Origin of the sequence: Nguyenibacter sp. L1 (genome assembly GCF_035199985.1) — a bacterium.
In the GTDB taxonomy this organism is placed as follows: Bacteria; Pseudomonadota; Alphaproteobacteria; order Acetobacterales; family Acetobacteraceae; genus Gluconacetobacter; species Gluconacetobacter vanlangensis.
On the sequence record NZ_CP127015.1, the window covers coordinates 1,291,300 to 1,310,055 of the forward strand.

An 18,756-nucleotide genomic window follows, 5' to 3' on the forward strand; every position below is an offset into this window, starting at 1 on the left:
GCCTACCGGCGACGCCCGGCGCGCAGCAACGCCGCCAGCGCCACCAGCAGCGATAGACCGGACAGCACGAGCGCGATTTTCGATATCGTCCCCGCTTGCGTCACCGCGCGGCCCGCAGGGCGGGGGCCGGGCTCGGGCGCGGCGGCCTCTTCTCCTCCGGTGACGATCGCGGAAAAGGCCTGGAAGAACGCCTCGATCTTGTCCCGCGCCAGCCCATCGATCATGCGCGCGCCGACCGAGGCCAGCTTGCCGCCGACATCGAAACCGGCGTCGTAATGCAACAGGGTCGCCCCACCCCGCGCTTCCAAGCGCACCCGCGCCGTCCCCTGGGCAAAACCGGCGGCCCCGCCCTGCCCTTGGCCGGACAGCACATACGAAACGCCCGGCACGATGTCGGAAATCCGCGCCTTGCCCCCGAACCGCGCGGAAAGCGGCCCGATCCGTGCTTCGACCTGAATGGCGTATTCATCCGGTCCGGACAGTTCGAAGACCGTGCAGCCAGGCACGCTGTCCCGCAGGATCTGCGGGTCGTTCAGCGCCTGCCACACCGTATCGACCGGTGCCGCGATCTCCTGCTGCCCTTCAAGCTTCATGGGCGTGCTCCTTCTGCATCGTGCTGTCCGGACCATACAGTGTCGCCAGGGCCTGGGTCCCCAGCGCCCCGCCGCCCTCCTGCTCCAGGCGGGCATACAGGCGGCAGGCCAGCTCGGTCGCGGGCAGCGCCAGCTTCAGCCGCGCGGCCTCGCGCAGCGCGATGTCCAGATCCTTGAGGAAATGCCGCACATAGAAATCGGCCCGATAATCCCCGGCGACGATGCGCGGCCCCATATGCTGCACCAGAAAGCCGCCCGCCGCGCCACCGGCCAGCATCCGAAGCAGATCCTGCTGCTCCAGGCCCGTCCGCCCGGCAAGGGCCAACCCCTCGCAGACGCCCATCATCGTGCCCGCGATCACGATCTGGTTGCATGCCTTGGCCCGCTGGCCCGCACCCGGACCGCCAAACCGGCACGCGGCACCCACCCGCTCCAGCAACGGCCGCATGCGCGCAAACGCCGCCGCGTCGCCGCCGACCATGATCGACAGGGTACCCGCCCGCGCGCCCGGCACGCCGCCCGAAACCGGGGCATCGAGTACCGCGATTCCCACCGCCTCGGCGCGGGCCGCGATCTCGGCCGCCAGACTGGCGCTGGAGGTCGTCAGGTCCAGGCAGACCTGCCCGGCCCGGCCACAGGCCAGCAACCCGTCATCGCCCAGATAGACGTCCCGCACATCGTCGGGCATTCCCAGCATGGTCAGGACCACGTCCGCCGCGCGCGCGACCCCGGCCACGCTGTCGGTCCAGCGGGCGCCCGCCTGCACGACCGGCGCGGCAGGCCCCCGCGTCCGCGTATGCACCGTCACCTGATAGCCCGCTTCCAGCAGGCGCACGGCGATCGGCGCGCCCATCTGCCCCAGCCCGATGAAGCCGAGCCGCGGTTTCTGCTGCGACATGTCTTTTCTATCCTTCCTATGCCTGGCCTTCCTGTGCCTGGGCATGTTCCTGTGCCGCCCGCTCGGCCCCATCATGGATCGCGATCATGGATCGCGGCATGCAGCCGCATCGGCGTCAGCGGCAGGCGCGTCACCTCGGCGCCGACGACCGACAGGGCGTCGTTGACCGCGTTCGCCACGGCGCCGATCGCGCCCATGACTCCGCCTTCCGCCATCCCTTTCAGCCCCAGTGGCGTACGCGACGACGGCGTCGGCCGCGCGATGATGCGAATGGCGGGAATGTCGGCCACGGTGGCGATCGTGTAGTCGGCGAACGTGGCCGACAAGTTCCGCCCCGCCTGGTCGTAGACGACGTTCTCCAGCAGCGCGCCGCTCAATCCCATCGCGACCGCGCCCGTCTGCTGTCCGTCCACCACCAGCGGGTTGATGACGGTGCCGCAATTCTCCACCACCAGATAATCGAGAATCTCCAACCGCCCGGTCTCCCGTGCGATCCGCACCCGGCATGCGTGGGTGGCGTTCGAGAAGGTCATCGGCGGCGGATCGTAGGTGCGATAAAATTCCAGCCCCGGCCGCATCCCCTCCGGCAGGGCTAGCGGGTCGAAATAGGCCGTGCGCGCCAGGTCGGCCACATCCAGGCCGGTCTCCTCGTGCCCGCCGCCGCGCACCCACACCAGCCTGCCGTCCCGCAGGTCCAGCCCGTCGGCGGCGTTCAGGCCCAGCCGATGAGCTGCCAGCCGCAGCAGATGTGCCCGCACCTCCGCCGCGCAGAGATACAGCGCCCCTCCGCCGGCCGTCGCCCCCCTTCCGCCCCGGCTGCCCATGCCGTAGGGCGACATGTCGCTATGACCCAGCCGGACCGCCACGTCCTCGGGGCGCACGCCCACCCCGTCGGCCACGACCTGGGCAAAGGTCGTCTCATATCCCTGGCCGGCGGCCGCCATCCCCACCGAGGCGCTCAGCGTGCCGTCCGGCTCCACGATGATGCGCGCCGCCTCGTGTCCCGAGCCGCCGATGCCTGAATTCTTGTAGAAGCGCGACCCGTAGGTCGTCGATTCCACGACATTGCACAGGCCGAGCCCATGCAGGTACCGGCCATCGTCATGCGCGCGATGCGCAGCATAGCCGATTTCGGCCAGCGCGGTTTCCATCGTCTCGGCGCAGTTGACGTCCAGCAGCGTCTCTCCGCCCGGCATGGCATAAGGCAGCGCCTGGTCGGCCAGCATGTTGCGGCGCCTGACCTCGGCCGGATCGAGCCCCAGCCGCCGGGCGATGACGTCCAGCGTGCCCTCCATCACCCAGCTCGCCATCGCCATGGGGGCTCGCATCGGGCCGACCCCGCATTTGTTGGTCAAGGCGACCCGGATCTCGTAGCCGTAATCCGCAATGCCGTATTGCCCGGTCAGGATGATCCCCACGACCTCGGAAATATAGTTTGCGGGATAGAAGCAATAGGCCCCGAAATCCTCGACCATCTCCAATGTCAGGCCCAGGATGCGCCCGCTATCGTCCACCGCCGCGCGCGTGCGGCACCATTGCTCGCGCGCATGGCACGCCGCCAGCAGGTTCTCCATGCGATCCTCCTTCCAGCGGACCGGCCGGCCCAGCCGCCGCGCCAGGGCGCAGACGGCCAGTTCCTCGCGATAGAGGGCGATCTTCTGGCCGAAACTGCCCCCGACATCGGGCGAGGAAATGCTGACCTGGCTGTCGCGCAGCCCCAGCCGGCGAACGATTTGCGTGCGCAGCGGATGCGGCACCTGCGAGCCGATCACCACCGTCAGATGGTCGCGGCCAGGGTCCCACTGCGCGATGCAGCCGCGCGTCTCGATCGGCGCATGGGTCTGGCGCTGCTGGTGGAATTCGGCCTCGATCACCCGTGGCGCGGCAGCCAGCCGCGCCTCGGGATCGCCGGCGCAATGGACGCGCCGGGCCACCAGATTGGTGCCCAGCGCCTCATCGACCAGCACGCTGTCGTCGCGCAGGGCGGCGAACATGTCCGAAACCGCCGGCAGCTCGGCATAGTCCACCACGATGCGCTCCATCGCCTCCTCGGCGACATAGCGGTCCACGGCGACCACGCAGGCCACCAGGTCGCCCTGGAACCGCACCCGGTCGACCGGCATGACAGGCATGCGGGTGGGCCGCAGGCCGTCGATCGGCGGGGCGATCGTCAGTTCGGCCACGTCCTTCGCCAGATCGGCCCCCGTCACCACCGTCACGACACCCGGCAGGTCCAGCGCGCCGGCCACGTCGATCGAGACGATGCGCGCATGGCCGTGCGGCGAGCGCAGGAAGGCGGCATGCAACGCCCCGGCGACCTTGATGTCGTCCACATAGCGCGCCAGGCCGGCCAGCAGCCGGTGGTCCTCGCGCCGGGGGCGCGGCTGGCCGATATACGCCGCGCGCCCGGATGCCGCGCGCTCAGACATCCGCCGCCTCCCGCAGGGCGGCGGCAGCCGCCATGATCGCCCGCACGATGGGGCCATAGCCGGTGCAGCGGCACAGATTGCCGCCCAGCACGGCGCGGATACCGGCCTCGTCGCAATCGGGATGGTCGCGCAGATAGGCGGCGAACGTCATCAGGATCCCGGGCGTGCAGAACCCGCATTGCTGGGCATGATGCGCATGGAAGGCCGCGCGCAGCGCCCGCAGTTCGGGCGAGGGCTCCCGTCCCTCCAGGGTGGTGATGGCATGGCCCTCCATCTGCACGGCAAAGAGCAGGCACGCCCGCGCCGGCTGCCCGTCGACCAGCACCGTACAGGCCCCGCAGATCCCCTGCTCGCAACCGACATGGGTCGCGGTCAGGTCCAACCGGTCCCGCAGCACGTCCGACAGCAGGTAATGCGGCTCGGCCGCCACATCCCGGACGTCGCCGTTGACCGTCAGGCTGATGATCATGCACCCGTCTCCTTCGCGTCGCAGGTTACCCTGGCCAGACATGCGGCCATCCGTGCCTCCAGCACCGACAACAGGTAGCGGCCGGCGGCATCCCGCGCGATCAGGCCGCCCATATGCGCCGCCACGCGGCGCGTGACCTCGCCTTGCAGGACCGCATCCGGCCGCGCGCCGCGCAGATCGTCGAACAGACTATCCAGAACCGGCGGCCGCACGGCCCCGGCCGCCACCACGACCGTCAGCGCCGCCAGCCCCCCCTGCGCATCGGCAATCAGCCGGACGGCGCAGATCAGGGCCGGAAAGCTGCCGGCCGTGACATGGACCATCTCCACCGCCGCCCGCATGGTTTCGGGCTGGCGCGGAAACCAGACCGACACCACGACCTCCCCGGCGCCCAGCGCGCAATTCAGGGGCGAACGATACAGGTCGCGATAAGCCGCGGTGCGGACGCCCAGCGTCGAACGCAGCACCAGCCGCGCGTCGAACAGCAGGGCGGCCAGCGGCATGTGCGCCGCCGGATCGGCCAGGACCAGGCTCCCGCCGATGGTGCCGCGCTGACGCACCGCGTAATTGCCGATCCCGCCGGCCATGCGCCCCAGCAGCGGCATGTGCGCGGCCACCACCGCGCTCTCGGCCACGCGCTGGTGGCGAACCAGCGCGCCGATCCGCAGCCCGTCCCGCTCCGGCAGAAGATGGTCCATCTCCACGATGTCGTTGACGTCGATGACGTGCTCCGGCCGCGACAGGCGCAAGTTCAGCATCGGCACCAGGCTCTGCCCGCCCGCCAGGATGACGGCCGCATCGCCCAGCCGCGCCGTCAACCCCACGAGTTCGGCCACGGTCTGTAGCCGGTGATAGGAAAAAGGAGCTGGTTTCACCGCATCATCCTGCTGCCGTTCCTGCCGTCCGGGCCCCCGCCCTCAGAAGCCCGTGCTGACCGACGCCACCGCCGCGAATCCGCCGCCGATCGTATAGAGCGGCGCCGAAGCACCGATCATATGCCCATGCAGGCCCATGACGGGGCGGGCATTCGTTCCCACACTATACAGGCCCGACAGCCAGTCATTCGCCCCGATATTCATGAAATTGAGCTGGATCTGCGGATGCTTGGCAAAACCCACATTCCGGAACCGATAGCCCAGCGCCAGATTCGCCGTCTCGTAGGCCGGAATCTTCTGGTCGTTCATGAAGGTCGCATATTGCGAACTGACATAGTTGAACGTGAAGTTGCCGAACACCGACCCGTCATCGTACGACAGGCCCACCGCCGCGGTAAATTCCGGGCTTTGGATCGCAACCTTGCCGGCCGTCGGCAGCACGTCGCCGCCGGTGATGAAATTATTATCCATCGTCGCATGCAGGTACTGGGCCGAGACATAGGGGCTGAAATGATGCCACGGGCGCAGCCCCAGCTCGATCTGGGCACCGCGTATGGTCTTGCCGCCGGCATCAATTACGGTCGGAATCGGTACCTGGTCGATGAACGTCGTCGACTGAACCTGGTAGTTCACCAGATTATAGTTGAACAATGCCAGCGAGACATTGAACAGCCCATGATGGCGGTAGCCGATTTCCTCGCCGATCGCATATTCGCCCTTCAGCCGGTTCACCACCGTGACCGGCCCGGGCTTGGCGGTCGAAAATAATTGCGCATAGGCCTGCAACGATTGCGGCGCCCGATAGGACGTCGTCCCGTCGACAAAGATCTGGTCCTCCGGCGTGATCATGTAGCTGACCGAAGCCTGCGGCAGCGGCTGGGCATAGCTGCCCCCGCTGGCATAGTCGGCGCCGGGGATGTTGTTGGTCAGGTGCCGCGACAGCATCATGTATTTGAACCCGGCATTGATCTTCAGCCGCCCGTTCAGCAACGACAGCGTATCGTCCAGATACAGCGTGTTCATCTGCTGCCAGACCACCAGATCGAGCGTACGATAGGTCCGTCCGTCCGGCAGGCGCACCGGATACTGCCCCCACTGGTTGGAGACATTCCCCTGATAATCCGCCGCCTGGTACTCGATCGGCTCGGACATCGACATATAGGAATAGATGTCGCCCAACCGGACCGTATTGATGCCATGGCTCCAGGACAGGCCGGTCGACAGCGTGCCCGTGCGCTGCGGCACCGGATTGACGTATTTCGCGGTCACCATCCCCGCCGCATTGGTATAGGGCAGGTTCAGATTGCCGGCGGGCACGGTGCCGAACCAGCTCCTGGTATTGCTGAATGTCGTGCCCGCACCGTAATATTCGAGATAATGCAAGTAGGACGGCGTCGCGTCCAGCGTCAGCCCCTTCGCCAGGGCGAAATGCAGCGGCGCCATCACCATATAGGTCCGCCGGTCATAGGTCAGGAATTTGTAATAGTTCGTATCGCCGAAACTATACTGGCCGTCATAATTCAGCGACGGGCCATATTGCTTCCATTGCGCCATCGTCACGGGCCGATAGCGGTTGGTATCGTTATTGTCGAATGAGAAGACGACCGACGCCCTGTTGCCGTCTCCCCATTCCTTCAACGCCTTGGCATCGATATGCATCTTGCGTTGGGTGCCCATGCCGCGCCACTGGTCCTGGGTCCCGTTCGAGAACGAGACGAACGCCTTGACGCCGCTATGCCCCAGATAACCGCTGTCGATCCGGCCGAATTCGCGCTGCAGCGACTTGGAACCATAACTCAGGTTGACCAGTCCCCCCGCCTTGTCGGCCGGGTCGCGCAGCATCATGGTGATCAGGCCGCCGACATCCCCATAAAAGGGCGCGCTGATATCGGGCGCTCCCTGCGACAGGGTCATGGACTGGATATTCTCCGTATCGGCCGCGTTTTCGGTATAGGGGATATAGGTCAGCGAATCGTTCAGCGCGACCCCCTCATACACCACGCCGATCTCGGTCTGGTTCAATCCGCGGATCGAGACATTGTCGCTCGACGCCCCCAGCGGATCCTGACTGGAAAGCACCACGCCGGGCAGGTTGCCCAGCAGCGCCATGCCATTGGTCGTCGGGCTCTGGCGGGCAATATAATCGCGGGTAACGCCGCTCTGGACCCTGGGGGCCGTCTGCATGGGCATCAGGCCGCCGCCCGGGGTGGTATTGGTCACCCCCTGGTTGTTGCCCAGTCTGGCATTGACGACGATGCTTTCCGCCGACGCGGCGGGCACCGGATGAAGCGGGGCATGTGCCGGCCCCGGCACGGCATGCGGCGGCGGATGACGGGGTGCCAGCTTCCGCGGCGCCTGTGCCTGCGCGCCGCCGCATGTCAGGCAATATATTGCGAATACGAAATAATCAGCCTTTGATGCCTTCATGGTCGCCACTCCGCTGCATAAGACCGTAAGGTTCCGTCAGGACAGAGATACCGGTTTCAGGAAGATGCTCTCCTGGAACAGGATGAATCCGATGATCCTGCTGTTGAAATCCTGCCATTGCGGATTCGCGGCCAGAAGCTGGCGCTGGCGGTCTCGCTCGGCGAAACTGTCATAGGACCAGATAAAGGAGATCGTGTTCAGCACGCCGCTTTCATGCGTCCAGCATCCCACCAAGGTCGCATATCGGCTGATGATGGGATAGCCCTCGGCCTTGTAGAGCGACACGAATTGCGTCATGCTCCCGGGAACGAGGCGATATTTTCGTTCTTCGCTGATCATGTCTTCCATTCTTTCCGTTCGTCGCCTTTACCCGCCCAGCGCGCCGAAGGCAGCGCTCAATGCGGGAATGGCCCGCGCGCAGGCATCGAGCTGCGCGCCGTCGATCCATTCGTCCGGCTTGTGGGCCTGCGCGATGGAGCCCGGACCGCATATGATTGTGGCGATTCCGGCCTGCTGGTAGACACCGGCCTCCGTCGCGTAACTGACACCGCCATCGCGCTCCACGCCCAGCGTCCCGCAGACCCAGTCGGCAAGCGCCGCATTGCCGCCCCGGCTCAGCGGCGGATACCAGCCGATTTCGGAGATCGAGAACGCGCATTCCCCCTCCTCTCCCGAGCTGGGAACGATCACGTTGTGGATATGGTCCGACAGCGCCGCCAGGCTGCGCTGCGGCACATCGCCCGGAACGCCCCGCCATTCGACTTCGAACCCTGCCAGTTCGGGAATGATATTGACCGATATCCCTCCCCATATCCTGCCGACATTCATCGTCGAATAGGGCGGCGCGAACAACGGATCGAACGGCCCGTCGCCGGCGACGGCCCGCGCCTGCGCGCCCAGCCACGCCACGGCCCGCGCGACGGCGTCGATCGCGTTGATCCCGGCAACCGGATTGCTCGAATGGCCGGGCCGGCCGGTCGCCCGCACCAGGGCCACCAGCTTGCTCTTCTGGTCCGTCACCACCCGCATGCCGGTCGGCTCGCCGACGATGCACGCCGCCGGCAGCAAGGACAAATCCGCCAGGTCCGCCGCCAGCAGCCGAGCGCTCTCGGCATTGACCTCCTCATCATAGGTCAGAAGGATATGGATCGGAAATGCCAGATCCATCTGGCGCAATTCCGGGATCGCCGCCAGGCAGCAGGCGACGAATCCCTTCATGTCGGTCGCTCCCCGTGCCTGCAGCCGTCCCTCGCGCCGCATCAGAACGAATGGATCGCTTGTCCATGCCTGCCCTTCGGCCGGCACGGTATCCAGATGGCCGGCAAAGGCCAGGCCGCCGCCACGCACCCCGCCCACGACGATGTGCAGCGCATGCTTGTCCATCTCCGGATGCTTCAGCGTCCGGACATGCGCCCCCTGTTCGTTCGCATATTGGGCAATGAAGCGCGCAAGCTCTCGATTGGAACGGGAACTCGCGGTATCGAAGGCCACGATCCGTTCCAGAATGTCCACGCAGTCCATTCTCATTTCCCTTCCGATCGCGACCCACGACTAGAGCCATATCCATTCACACTGGTTCACGGATATGGCTCTAGCTTATTGTTTTAACGAGCATCTTTATCCGACCGGATGAGTCCATCCGGTCGGATGATGCTCTAGTGTCCCGCCCGAGAAATTCCTATGAGAATTTCTCGGACCGGCAGGCCACTAAAATATTGATTCTAATGTCCTTTCGATTCCAAAATTCGCTTGCGAATTTCGGAATCAGGACACCAGGAACAATTCATATCCGGAATCATTGCGACATCGCATGGTCGGTTCAAGGTGAATTTCCGGAACAGTTGTTGCGATTCCAACCCATCGAAAGGATGGCCGATATCGGGGTGTCGCGGGCGATAACGTGCGTGCTGCTCATCCTCCCAACCGGCACGGCCGCTCGATGCACGGCGCCGCAGGTGAGGCCGAACCGGCGCTGCGCCCACGCAGCCTGGTCGCGGACTATGGCTCCATTCGGCTCTGAACTGCCCCCGGAAATGGGACCAGGCGCCAAATCGGAATTGCCTGGCTCCATCAGCGTGGCCAACGCTTAGCGCCTTGAGCGCGATCCGCGCCTGCCTTCGGAGAAGACCGATGCCGAGCGTCTTGCCGGCCATTTCTCCATCACCGGCTCACCATCAAAATCCGAATCGAGCGGGAGAATAAAAGCATGATGACGCTGGCAGCGGCGATGCCGCTGCCCACCGCCAGCAGGCGCGCCGTGCCGAGCGCGTGCGCCAGCAGACCGCACGACGCATAGGCGACCGGCGCCATTCCCTGGGCACATACGCTGAAAATGGCGCTGACACGCGACACGGCCTCTTCGGGAACGTTCCGCTGTATCGTCGTCTGCGCGACAAGGTTCTGGACTACCATCCCGGCCCCGAACGCGACCCCGCCCAGGGCCAGAAACGGCACCCCCACCCCGTTCAGCAGCAGAAGCAGCGGGATGATCGACACCGCCGTCGCGGCCTCGTACATCACAAGCGGGCGTGACGCCCGGACGACCAGCAGAATGAGCGCGGCCAGGATACCCCCGACGCCGATCCCGGCCGACACGATGCCCCAGGACCGGGCGCCATGGCTGGCAGTCGCCAGCGACGCCGGCCCCAGGACGAGGAAGGGGGCGAAAACCGCCAGGTTCATGACCCCGTACTGCATGGTGATCAGTTGCAGCCAGCGCAGACGGCGAAACACCGCCCAGCCGGTGGCCAGGCGCGCGGCAAATGACGTGTGCGGACGTTCCGGCATGGCGCGGATTTCCAGCCTGGCAAGGCAGAGCGCGCTGAAGGCATAGGTCAGGGCATTGAAGCCGATCGCCAGCACGGGCCCGTGGCTGGCGATCAGCAGCCCGGACAGCATGGGCCCCAGGATGGCGGTGATGGAGCCGGCAAGACTCAGAAGACTGTTCACCCGATGCAGATGCCACGCCTCGACCAGAAGCGGGATCAGGCCGAATTCCGCCGGTCCGTAAAACGCGTTGCCGGTTCCGATCAGCGCCACCAGCACAATCAGCAGCGGGATCGACGGATGGGGCCCGGACATCAGGACGGCGATCAGCCCCTGGCTGGCACAGCGCAACAGGTCCGCGCCGATCATCAGGCCGCGCCGTGACCATCGATCAGCGATCGCGCCGGCCGGCAGGGTCAGCAGCACCGTGGGCGCCGCCTGTGCCGCCAGGACGAGGCCGAGGACGATGGTGGATTGGCCATGCAGCAGCAGCGCGAACGTCAATGCCAGGCTGACCATGGACGTGCCCAGCGTCGATACCGTCGTCGCCACAAGATACAGGCCGACATTCCGGGTCAGCCAGCGCCTCATCGACCGCGGGCACTGGCGTGGGTGGGAAAAGGCGACACGCGACGCTCCGAAAGATCCGAGGAAGTTCCAGACGGACCCGTCCTGAAGACAGGGCGGCGGCCGATCAGTTCATGAACGCCGATGAAACCCGCATCGTCGCCATCTGTTCCCGTCCGGCACACGGCTCTGCCGGGGAGCAGACCCGATGCCCGCCGGCTGCAAACGTGATGCCGGCGCCACGGAAGGCGACGTCACCGCCAACGAAGACTTGATGCGCGAGCATGGCGTGTCGCAACGTATTCTGACTGTCTATCGTGAGGCCGCGCCGTGCATCGAGACGAATGCCGCAAACGTGGACATGGCGGCGCTCCTTCGTCATTTCGGCGAACACTATCACGAACAGTTGCTGGAAGAACAATATCCTTTAGCCATACCCATTCGCACCGGTTCACGAATATGGCTCTAGCTGATTGTTTTGGCGCGCATCTTTATCCGACCGGATGCGTCCATCCGGCCGGGTTCACCGCGCCACCTCCCGGCGTCTGGCACGTCACCCGGAACGCTCCGAAGCCGCCGGTCTGCCACGCGCAGCAGGGGAGCAACGGACCTTGCATGACTCGGTAAAGATGGCGCTGGACGAGACGCGTACCCTGATTCTGGGGGCTCAGATCCTGCTCGGCTTCCAGTTCCAGGCCGCCTTCCAAAACCGGTTCGACAGCCTGCCGACGCATGCCCGCGCGATGGCGGCCGGGGCACTGGGCCTGATGCTGCTCACCACCGGCCTGCTGATCGCACCGTCAAGCTATCATCGCATTGCGGCGGACGGCTACGGCACCGGGCATTTCCTCCGGCTGGTCACCTATATGACCGCATCGGCGCTGCTGCCGTTCACGATCGCCTTCGGGCTCGACGTCGCGATCGCGGCGGAACATATTCTCGACGGAAACGGGCGGGCGGGCGGAGCGGTTGGCGCGGGCCTCGCCGGTCTTGCCCTCATCGCCTGGTATGGCACGGGCATGATGATGAAACGCCACATCGGCGCCGCCGAACGGCATGCGGCCGGCATGCGACGGAACCGGCGCGTTCTACCCCCGCTGCATGCCAGGATCGAGGCGATGCTGACCGAAGCACGCGTCATCCTGCCGGGCGCACAGGCGCTTCTGGGCTTCCAACTGGTCATCGTCTTCGCCGCCGCATTCGAAACCCTGCCCGCTGCATCGCGCCTGGTCCACGGGGCAGCCCTGCTGTGCGTGGCGTTGTCCGTCATCCTATTGGTCATGCCCGCAGCGCTACATCGCATCGTCTGGGCAGGCGAAGACAGCGAAAGGTTCCTGAGCGTCGGCGGGGCCGTCACGGCCATGGCCCTGGTCCCGTTGGCCCTGGGCCTGGCGGGCGACAGCTATGTCGTGATCGCCCGGATCGCGGGGCCGCGCACCGGCGCCGCCACGGCCATCGCCGTCGCATGCCTGCTATATGGGTTATGGTTCGCCTGGCCGATGGTCATGCGACGGTCCCGAAACGCGTAATCCGCCGCATCGTTGACTCCGCACCGGCCGGGGCCGCCGCGCCCACGCCGTGGACCTGGTCCCAAAACCTCCGGCACAAGGAATCCACGAAATGCCCGAAGCCGAAATTATCCTGATGCGGCATGCCGAAAAGCCGGACAAGGACAGGAACGAGATCGGTCTGTCCCCCGCCGGTCAACCGGACGAGCACGCGTTGAGCGCTCGCGGCTGGCAACGCGCCGGCGCGCTTGCCCTGCTGCTCGGCCGCGACTCACGCGTCCAGGTGCCACTACCGGCGCCCGACAGGATCCTGGTCTCGGCGTTTCGCGAGAACGGGGGCCGCAGCCACCGGCCGGAACAGACCGTCCAGCCCCTTGCCGACCGACTGTCCCTGTCCCTCGACCTGACCTGGAGCCTGAATCAGGAACAGGCACTGGCGTCGGACCTGCGCCGGCGGACCGGGGTTCATCTGGTCTGCTGGCAACATGACGGTCTGCCGGCACTGGCGCGCGCCATCGCCGCGCCCGACGACCTGACGGAAATTCCCGAAACCTGGGCATGGCCAAGCGAGCGTTTCGACGTGTTCTGGCTGCTCAGCCGGGCCTCCGCAACCGCCCCCTGGCGCTTCGCGCAACATTGCCAGTGCCTGCTACCCGGCGACGCCGACCGGCCATTGCTCCTTTCGCCCCCGGTCAACGACCATTGACCGGTCCGGTTTCTCCATACCGATCCGCCACGGATCGAGCACGGCCTGGTGTTGGCCGGCGGCATCAGCGGCACAGTCCGAACCCCGTCGCCTGGAAATGAAAATGGCTGGCGTGCAGCCTGTCATAATCCGGCGATAGAACGGTTTCGAAGACGCCACAGGATTCGTCGCGAATCCTGCGGAGAAAAACCGCATCGACACCCTGGCCGTTCCATGCGCTGAGTGGGATTTCACGTCCGTCCGCCAGAACGAATGCCGATACGTCGATCGCATTGGCTGTGGCATGGCTGCTCCGGATACCCGGACGATCGCGCACATCGCGGCAGGCAAAGCTGCCGACATGCCGAATGCGCGCAAGTCTGGTACCGAATACCGACCGGGCCACGGGAAGGGCGACATCGGTTTCGAACAGCGCCCAGCGGACGGCGAGGTCGCAGGATGCCAGAAAGCTTTCCGGCTCCATGGCGACAGGCCCTCCGGAGACGGTAAAGATATCGCTCAACGGGCACGTTGCCGTGCCGCCGCTGGCCTGCGGCTTAACCCGTAAGGGCGCGGTCCGCAGGGCGGCGCGGCAGAATTCCGGAAAAAAGGCAGTGATCCGAAGCTTCAGCGGCGTCATGACGGTACGAGGCGCGCGCAAATCCAGAGGCAAGGCAGGATCATAGGACGGCGGAAGCCACCTGCTGTGGAAAACGAGCATGGCGACGATCGCAAGGCCGGTGATGAAGATCGCGAAATGCAGGAAACGCAAGGACGCCTCCGTTATTCGACATGATGCCGCAAAGGTCCCCCCTCCCTTCCACTGCACGATTCCGAAAAGCCGCTATCAAGAAACATGCATGTTACATCTTATCTTTTTCTTTCCAATGCCGATTGGCCGACTTCAAGATATCGTGCAAGCAAAAAAATCCACATGCCCTTTGGGAAGCACGTCGCCATGCCAACCTATCTTTCGTGATCCAACCAGAGGAGGCCATCATGGCGGATCCGATCACGGACAAAATCGACGAAACGCATGAGCTTATCGCCTCGGACAAGGTCGAGGGCACGGCGGTCTATTCGCGCGCCAACGAGAAGCTGGGGACCGTCAACCATTTCATGGTCGACAAGCGCACGGGCCATGTCGCCTACGCGGTGATGAGTTTTGGTGGCTTTTTGGGTCTGGGCAGCCGCTATCATCCCCTGCCGTGGAGTGCCTTGACTTACGACCCGAATCTGGGGGGCTATGTTGTGGACTTGACGCCGGAACAACTGAAATCGGCGCCCAGCTATACGTCGGAAGCCCTGCCAAATTGGGATGATCAAGTATACAGTCATCGGATCGATGAATATTACGAAGGCACCATGGGACACTGAACACGATATCGACCTTCGATATCTTTCATTGCAGTGTGTCCTTGCGCCGTACTCGACATCAGGTCAATCGATACGGGGTGCCGCCATTATGTGGCGGCACCCTGAATAACGCGACCACCCGTATAACGCGACCACCCGTCAATGCGGCCGCTGATCGGGCGGAATGCCGCCCGGCGCCGGATTGTGCGCGCGCTTTATCTCCTCGGGCGAGGCCGGCCTCATCTTCAAAGGGGGCTTCGGAGTTGGAGAGACCTGGTCCCGTTTCAATTGAGGCCAGTCAGGCAATTTTTCGGAAGGCGGGACAGTCTTCCGCTTCTGGTCGGTGCTATTTCCTGATTGCGGTTTCATCGCCGACGGTGAAGGTGGAGCTTGCGGAATGTCGGGCGGTTGCGCGGCCATGATCGTATACGGCACCAGTGCAAGAGCCGCCGACAAAATTATGGGCATTCGCTTGGACACCTTGTTCCGCATCTGAATGCGGCATCCATGGAAATCACATGATTTTCTTGAAAATCTTTCAATCGGCATGCTGATTTTTTTATTTATCCTCATGATCCCGCTCTCCATTGAAGGCATATCGTGCCAACGGTCTCCCCACGACCGGGTTGCGGCGAAAATTTCGGATCGCTCTCCCTTACGCGAACGCCTGATCGATCGAAGAAGAAAATTGCTCATTTGAAATATTTCATTCACGTATTGCACCAATTAATTTAATAACAGCGCTTTAGATACTCAAGACAAAGCTTAAGCTTCTTCAATTTTTCCTCACATAATGGTGTTAATTTTTTTGACAATTATGGATATTTTTGTGCTTTTATTTGTATGCGGGTCGTCCGCCTAAGGCGAAACGCTTCTCTCTTAAATCGACAGGAGGAAATAATGGCCCAGACACGTGGCTTCGGTGCGATGGATGAAAAGAAACAACAGGATATCGCGTCGAAGGGCGGCCAGAGCGTCGCCCCTGAAAACCGATCTTTTTCCAAGGATCATGAACTCGCCGCCGAAGCCGGCCGCAAGGGCGGGCAAAGCGTGGCACCCGAGGATCGCTCCTTCTCCAAGGATCATGAACTCGCCGCCGAGGCCGGCCGCAAGGGCGGACAAAGCGTGGCGCCCGAGGATCGCTCTTTCTCCAAGGATCATGAACTCGCCGCCGAAGCCGGCCGCAAGGGCGGACAAAGCGTAGCGCCCGAGGATCGCTCCTTTTCCAAGGATCATGAACTCGCCGCCGAGGCCGGCCGCAAAGGGGGCAGCGCAAGTCACGGTTCGGACGACACCGGCGACGGCAGCTAGAGCAGATCCCATTCAGACGGAATCGTTTGAATGGGTGAAGATACTCGATAAAATAACGACATAGAGCATTTCCGCTGAACCGGTGTTCAGTGGAAATGCTCTAAGGTGTAATCTCCCTCGGGAAAAACAGATTGGCAGAGAGCGGGAAAGCCGTGGCGCACCGCGCGACGGCAGCCCGCTCTCATGCATCATTCAACGGACATGGAAATGCGACCCCTCATCCCCTTTTCCCACGTGTGCGGCCACGCTCCAGAGTCCGATCCTGCGCCGCCTTACCTTCCGCTTCGGCCTGGAATGTTTCGCCTTTCCGCTCTTTCTCTTTGGTACGTCTAAGATTTTCTTTATTTTTCCTTCCGGATTCCTGCCGTGTCGCGCCAGCCTCATGCAGCGCAATCGCGATCGCCTGCTGCGGCTTCTTCACCGGCTTTCCATCCTGCCCGCGCGTCTTGAGTTCTCCATGCTTGAACTCATGCATCACCCGTTCGACCGTCTCTTTCTGTTCCCTCGACTGTTTTGCCATGATGGCACTCCATTCGTGCGTAGCTTGCCGCCGACGTCCGTCCCATGGACTGCGGACCGCGAAACGCAGATGGAGACGGATACGGCATTATCAAGCGTGTCTTGCCAGTTCCTTTTGTTTTTTTCCAATGTGGTTTTTGATATGACCTTGCCCCCTGAAATTGAAGTAAGTGCCGGATTATAAGACGTGATTGGCGTAGGTCATGATGCGATGGACATCATCCATGATATCCGGGGCAACCTCAGCGCTGCCGTCATCGTTACGGCCATATCGATCTGCCGCCGATCCGGCCGATTGTGACGCGGAGTGGAACCGTTCGATGGCCGCTGCCGGGCTGTGGCCGGCGTTATCGGGCCGAGGCACGAACATGACCGCCGCCACCAGGGCGATCAGCGACACGCTGCTCTCGGCCCGGATCTGTGGACGTGGCGGCGGCAGTTGCGGTGGGGGCGAGCTTGGCGGCTGGGCTCGCGTCAATAATGCATCCCTCAAAGCCTGGGACTAAACGCTTAGGCTCTATGACGGCTTGACCGACGTAGAGCCTGTGGCGGCTGTCCATAGACGCGCAGGCATGCACGACGCATGCGTTCGAGATCACGGAAGCCGACATGCAAGGCGATCTGGTCGAGCGGTTCGCTCGTATTTTCGATACGTGGGAGAGCGGCGTCACACCGCAGGCGCTCAACAGCGCGAGCCGGCGTCTCCCCCGTCTCCACGACGAACTGTCGGGCAAACTGGCGTGGACTGATCTTCGCGACATCTGCCAGTTGCTCAACCGACAATGGCTCCCGCAAGTGCGTATGAATATAGGCAATAGCATCGCGAATGCGCCCCGGGCGCGGCTCCAGGTCGAGAAGAGTCGAAAACTGAGATTGGCCGCCGCTGCGGCGATGATAAACCACAAGTTCTCTTGCGACGGCCTTGGAGTTTTCGATCCCAAAATCCTCCTCGATCATCGCCAGTGCAAGGTCAATGCCGGCGGTAATGCCGGCCGAGGTCCAGATCGCACCGTCGTGAATGAAAATCCGGTCGGCCTCGACCTTGAGCAAAGGGTATCGACGCTGGAGATCAGCCGTATGACGCCAATGGGTCGTCACGCGATGTCCGTCAAGCAGCCCGGCTGCCGCCAGAACGAACGTTCCTGTGCAGACGCTGGCGCTGCGCCGCGCATGGGGCGCCAGCATGCGCACGAGTGCGATCAGATCAGTCTGCCGGGAGAGCATCTCCGTGTCGGGGGCCCCCACGATCACAAGCGTATCGAGGCGCCCGGGCACAGATGGCTGGACGGTGTCGATTGTCACTCCCGATGAACTGGCCACGAGCCCACCGGACACCGAGACGGTCCGGATGTCATAGCCCGTCGGATGAACGTCGCGCGCCAGATGAAACGCGCATAACGGGCCACTCACGTCGAGGAGTTCGAAGCCGGGAAACACGACGAACCAGATGGTAAGGGTATCGGAGGGAGTCGGCATCATCGTCTGTCACTCATGGCAGAATACGAGGTATATATGTCATTTCTGCCACAGGCGACAGAGAATAAAGTCCGAATGAGACGACACGCCTCATGAGGCAGGCGGTCGCCGGATGGTCGCGACACCGTTGTCAGGATCGTCGGAGCCGGAAACAAAAAAGAGCTTACATCATGATAGATACGCTTCGTTCTGGGACGAGCATCAATGGCATCGTTGTGCCGGACTCTTCTCTTGGCCGCGCGATCACGGAGTTCATTCGTGATACCGAAAGCGAACTGCTCTTTAATCATTCAAGCCGCGTCTACTTCTTCGGCGCGCTTGCCGGGCAGCAGCGCGAACTGACCTTCAATCCCGAACTCCTCTATGCCGCCGCGATGTTCCACGATATCGGATTGATGCCATCGCACAGCAGCGAGACTCTTCGCTTCGAAGTTGACGGCGCCAATGCCGCGCGGGACTTCCTCAAGAGTCACGATGTCGATCCATCTGACATCGAAAAGGTCTGGACGGGCATCGCCCTCCACACGACCCCAGGCGTGCCGGAATTCATGCATCCCGTGATCGCGCTCACCACGGCCGGCGTCGAAATGGATGTTCTCGGCCTTACGTACGACCGATATCCCGACGCGGTCCGCGAGGCAATCGTCGCCGCCTTTCCAAGAACACCGCATTTCAAGGAAGACATCATCCAGGCATTCTACGACGGCATCCGCCATAAGCCGGACACGACCTTCGGTAACGTAAAGGCGGATGTGATCGCTGATAAGGAGCCGCATTTTCACAAAGGAAACTTCTGCTCAATCATCCGTACATCGCGCTGGAATGCCTGATCCCGACCGCATGCCTGTGGTTACTCGATCCTGCAGGCTTCCGCATG

General features: G+C 63.5%; 20 protein-coding genes. 6 read left to right on the forward strand and 14 right to left on the reverse strand.

Going from position 1 to position 18,756, the window contains the following annotated elements; genetic code table 11:
• Positions 1–2: 2 nt before the first annotated feature.
• From QN315_RS05755 to QN315_RS05795, 9 genes are all read right to left on the reverse strand, one after another.
• The gene (locus QN315_RS05755; RefSeq protein WP_323992048.1) at positions 3–593 is read right to left on the reverse strand and encodes a carbon monoxide dehydrogenase subunit G; all 591 of its coding nucleotides are present in this window, start codon (positions 591–593) and stop codon (positions 3–5) included.
• Entirely contained in the window at positions 583–1,566 is a 984-nt protein-coding gene (locus tag QN315_RS05760; protein WP_408904590.1) for an NAD(P)-dependent oxidoreductase, read from the reverse strand. The genes QN315_RS05755 and QN315_RS05760 overlap by 11 nt, the downstream gene beginning before the upstream one ends.
• Entirely contained in the window at positions 1,563–3,920 is a 2,358-nt protein-coding gene (locus QN315_RS05765; protein WP_323992052.1) for a xanthine dehydrogenase family protein molybdopterin-binding subunit, read from the reverse strand. The genes QN315_RS05760 and QN315_RS05765 overlap by 4 nt, the downstream gene beginning before the upstream one ends.
• Complete coding sequence (locus QN315_RS05770) at positions 3,913–4,389, reverse strand: (2Fe-2S)-binding protein (protein ID WP_323992054.1); 477 nt, start codon at positions 4,387–4,389, stop codon at positions 3,913–3,915. The genes QN315_RS05765 and QN315_RS05770 overlap by 8 nt, the downstream gene beginning before the upstream one ends.
• Positions 4,386–5,264 (reverse strand): FAD binding domain-containing protein, encoded by an 879-nt coding sequence (locus QN315_RS05775; RefSeq protein ID WP_323992056.1) that lies wholly within the window; start codon positions 5,262–5,264, stop codon positions 4,386–4,388. Before QN315_RS05775 ends, QN315_RS05770 begins: the two co-directional genes overlap by 4 nt.
• 42 nt (positions 5,265–5,306) lie before the next feature.
• On the reverse strand, positions 5,307–7,691 hold the full coding sequence (locus QN315_RS05780) for a TonB-dependent receptor domain-containing protein (RefSeq protein WP_323992057.1): 2,385 nt from the start codon (positions 7,689–7,691) through the stop codon (positions 5,307–5,309).
• 36 nt (positions 7,692–7,727) lie between these two features.
• Positions 7,728–8,030 carry an NIPSNAP family protein gene (locus tag QN315_RS05785; RefSeq protein WP_323992058.1) on the reverse strand — a complete coding sequence of 101 codons (303 nt, stop codon included), beginning with the start codon at positions 8,028–8,030 and terminating at the stop codon, positions 7,728–7,730.
• Positions 8,031–8,057: 27 nt separating this feature from the next.
• Entirely contained in the window at positions 8,058–9,212 is a 1,155-nt protein-coding gene (argE, locus tag QN315_RS05790; protein WP_323992060.1) for an acetylornithine deacetylase, read from the reverse strand.
• A 639-nt stretch (positions 9,213–9,851) separates the two neighbouring features.
• Positions 9,852–11,048 carry an MFS transporter gene (locus QN315_RS05795; RefSeq protein ID WP_323992062.1) on the reverse strand — a complete coding sequence of 399 codons (1,197 nt, stop codon included), beginning with the start codon at positions 11,046–11,048 and terminating at the stop codon, positions 9,852–9,854.
• Between the two features lie 184 nt (positions 11,049–11,232).
• On the opposite strand from QN315_RS05795, the gene QN315_RS05800 reads away from it, so the two are divergent.
• The 3 genes from QN315_RS05800 to QN315_RS05810 all read left to right on the forward strand — a co-directional run bounded on the left by QN315_RS05800 (position 11,233) and on the right by QN315_RS05810 (position 13,238).
• The gene (locus tag QN315_RS05800) at positions 11,233–11,493 is read left to right on the forward strand and encodes a hypothetical protein (protein ID WP_323992064.1); all 261 of its coding nucleotides are present in this window, start codon (positions 11,233–11,235) and stop codon (positions 11,491–11,493) included.
• 142 nt (positions 11,494–11,635) lie between these two features.
• Positions 11,636–12,553 carry a DUF6328 family protein gene (locus QN315_RS05805; protein ID WP_323992066.1) on the forward strand — a complete coding sequence of 306 codons (918 nt, stop codon included), beginning with the start codon at positions 11,636–11,638 and terminating at the stop codon, positions 12,551–12,553.
• Positions 12,554–12,644: 91 nt separating this feature from the next.
• Complete coding sequence (locus QN315_RS05810) at positions 12,645–13,238, forward strand: hypothetical protein (protein ID WP_323992068.1); 594 nt, start codon at positions 12,645–12,647, stop codon at positions 13,236–13,238.
• A gap of 64 nt (positions 13,239–13,302) precedes the next feature.
• On the opposite strand, the gene QN315_RS05815 is transcribed toward QN315_RS05810, so the two are convergent.
• On the reverse strand, positions 13,303–13,989 hold the full coding sequence (locus QN315_RS05815) for an extensin family protein (RefSeq protein WP_323992070.1): 687 nt from the start codon (positions 13,987–13,989) through the stop codon (positions 13,303–13,305).
• A 227-nt stretch (positions 13,990–14,216) separates the two neighbouring features.
• Here QN315_RS05815 and QN315_RS05820 point away from each other — a divergent pair, with 227 nt between their 5' ends.
• On the forward strand, positions 14,217–14,594 hold the full coding sequence (locus tag QN315_RS05820) for a PRC-barrel domain-containing protein (RefSeq protein WP_323992072.1): 378 nt from the start codon (positions 14,217–14,219) through the stop codon (positions 14,592–14,594).
• A 138-nt stretch (positions 14,595–14,732) separates the two neighbouring features.
• Here the strand turns inward: QN315_RS05820 and QN315_RS05825 are convergent, their stop codons facing one another.
• On the reverse strand, positions 14,733–15,269 hold the full coding sequence (locus QN315_RS05825) for a hypothetical protein (protein ID WP_323992074.1): 537 nt from the start codon (positions 15,267–15,269) through the stop codon (positions 14,733–14,735).
• A gap of 147 nt (positions 15,270–15,416) precedes the next feature.
• On the opposite strand from QN315_RS05825, the gene QN315_RS05830 reads away from it, so the two are divergent.
• Positions 15,417–15,884: a general stress protein gene (locus QN315_RS05830; protein WP_323992076.1), complete on the forward strand. Its 468-nt coding sequence runs from the start codon at positions 15,417–15,419 to the stop codon at positions 15,882–15,884.
• A gap of 217 nt (positions 15,885–16,101) precedes the next feature.
• On the opposite strand, the gene QN315_RS05835 is transcribed toward QN315_RS05830, so the two are convergent.
• From QN315_RS05835 to QN315_RS05845, 3 genes are all read right to left on the reverse strand, one after another.
• Positions 16,102–16,404: a DUF6496 domain-containing protein gene (locus tag QN315_RS05835; RefSeq protein WP_176638374.1), complete on the reverse strand. Its 303-nt coding sequence runs from the start codon at positions 16,402–16,404 to the stop codon at positions 16,102–16,104.
• Positions 16,405–16,581: 177 nt separating this feature from the next.
• A complete protein-coding gene (locus QN315_RS05840) occupies positions 16,582–16,803 on the reverse strand; it encodes a hypothetical protein (RefSeq protein WP_176638375.1) in 222 nt (73 codons plus the stop codon).
• Between the two features lie 110 nt (positions 16,804–16,913).
• The gene (locus QN315_RS05845) at positions 16,914–17,882 is read right to left on the reverse strand and encodes a GlxA family transcriptional regulator (RefSeq protein WP_323992078.1); all 969 of its coding nucleotides are present in this window, start codon (positions 17,880–17,882) and stop codon (positions 16,914–16,916) included.
• 167 nt (positions 17,883–18,049) lie between these two features.
• Here QN315_RS05845 and QN315_RS05850 point away from each other — a divergent pair, with 167 nt between their 5' ends.
• Positions 18,050–18,709, forward strand: coding sequence for an HD domain-containing protein (locus QN315_RS05850; protein ID WP_323992080.1), 660 nt, complete (start codon positions 18,050–18,052; stop codon positions 18,707–18,709).
• Positions 18,710–18,756: the final 47 nt, after the last annotated feature.

What these genes read in the sequence shown, in the direction of transcription:
- QN315_RS05850 (WP_323992080.1), top strand. Translation starts at nt 18,050, where the DNA reads ATGATAGATACGCTTCGTTCTGGGACGAGCATCAATGGCATCGTTGTG.
- QN315_RS05825 (WP_323992074.1), bottom strand. Translation starts at nt 15,269, where the DNA reads ATGAGCAATTTTCTTCTTCGATCGATCAGGCGTTCGCGTAAGGGAGAG.
- QN315_RS05800 (WP_323992064.1), top strand. Translation starts at nt 11,233, where the DNA reads ATGCCCGCCGGCTGCAAACGTGATGCCGGCGCCACGGAAGGCGACGTC.
- QN315_RS05770 (WP_323992054.1), bottom strand. Translation starts at nt 4,389, where the DNA reads ATGATCATCAGCCTGACGGTCAACGGCGACGTCCGGGATGTGGCGGCC.
- QN315_RS05820 (WP_323992072.1), top strand. Translation starts at nt 14,217, where the DNA reads ATGGCGGATCCGATCACGGACAAAATCGACGAAACGCATGAGCTTATC.
- QN315_RS05845 (WP_323992078.1), bottom strand. Translation starts at nt 17,882, where the DNA reads ATGATGCCGACTCCCTCCGATACCCTTACCATCTGGTTCGTCGTGTTT.
- QN315_RS05780 (WP_323992057.1), bottom strand. Translation starts at nt 7,691, where the DNA reads ATGAAGGCATCAAAGGCTGATTATTTCGTATTCGCAATATATTGCCTG.
- QN315_RS05835 (WP_176638374.1), bottom strand. Translation starts at nt 16,404, where the DNA reads ATGGCAAAACAGTCGAGGGAACAGAAAGAGACGGTCGAACGGGTGATG.
- QN315_RS05760 (WP_408904590.1), bottom strand. Translation starts at nt 1,566, where the DNA reads ATGATGGGGCCGAGCGGGCGGCACAGGAACATGCCCAGGCACAGGAAG.
- argE (WP_323992060.1), bottom strand. Translation starts at nt 9,212, where the DNA reads ATGGACTGCGTGGACATTCTGGAACGGATCGTGGCCTTCGATACCGCG.
- QN315_RS05755 (WP_323992048.1), bottom strand. Translation starts at nt 593, where the DNA reads ATGAAGCTTGAAGGGCAGCAGGAGATCGCGGCACCGGTCGATACGGTG.
- QN315_RS05810 (WP_323992068.1), top strand. Translation starts at nt 12,645, where the DNA reads ATGCCCGAAGCCGAAATTATCCTGATGCGGCATGCCGAAAAGCCGGAC.
- QN315_RS05830 (WP_323992076.1), top strand. Translation starts at nt 15,417, where the DNA reads ATGCGGGTCGTCCGCCTAAGGCGAAACGCTTCTCTCTTAAATCGACAG.
- QN315_RS05765 (WP_323992052.1), bottom strand. Translation starts at nt 3,920, where the DNA reads ATGTCTGAGCGCGCGGCATCCGGGCGCGCGGCGTATATCGGCCAGCCG.
- QN315_RS05785 (WP_323992058.1), bottom strand. Translation starts at nt 8,030, where the DNA reads ATGATCAGCGAAGAACGAAAATATCGCCTCGTTCCCGGGAGCATGACG.
- QN315_RS05795 (WP_323992062.1), bottom strand. Translation starts at nt 11,048, where the DNA reads ATGAGGCGCTGGCTGACCCGGAATGTCGGCCTGTATCTTGTGGCGACG.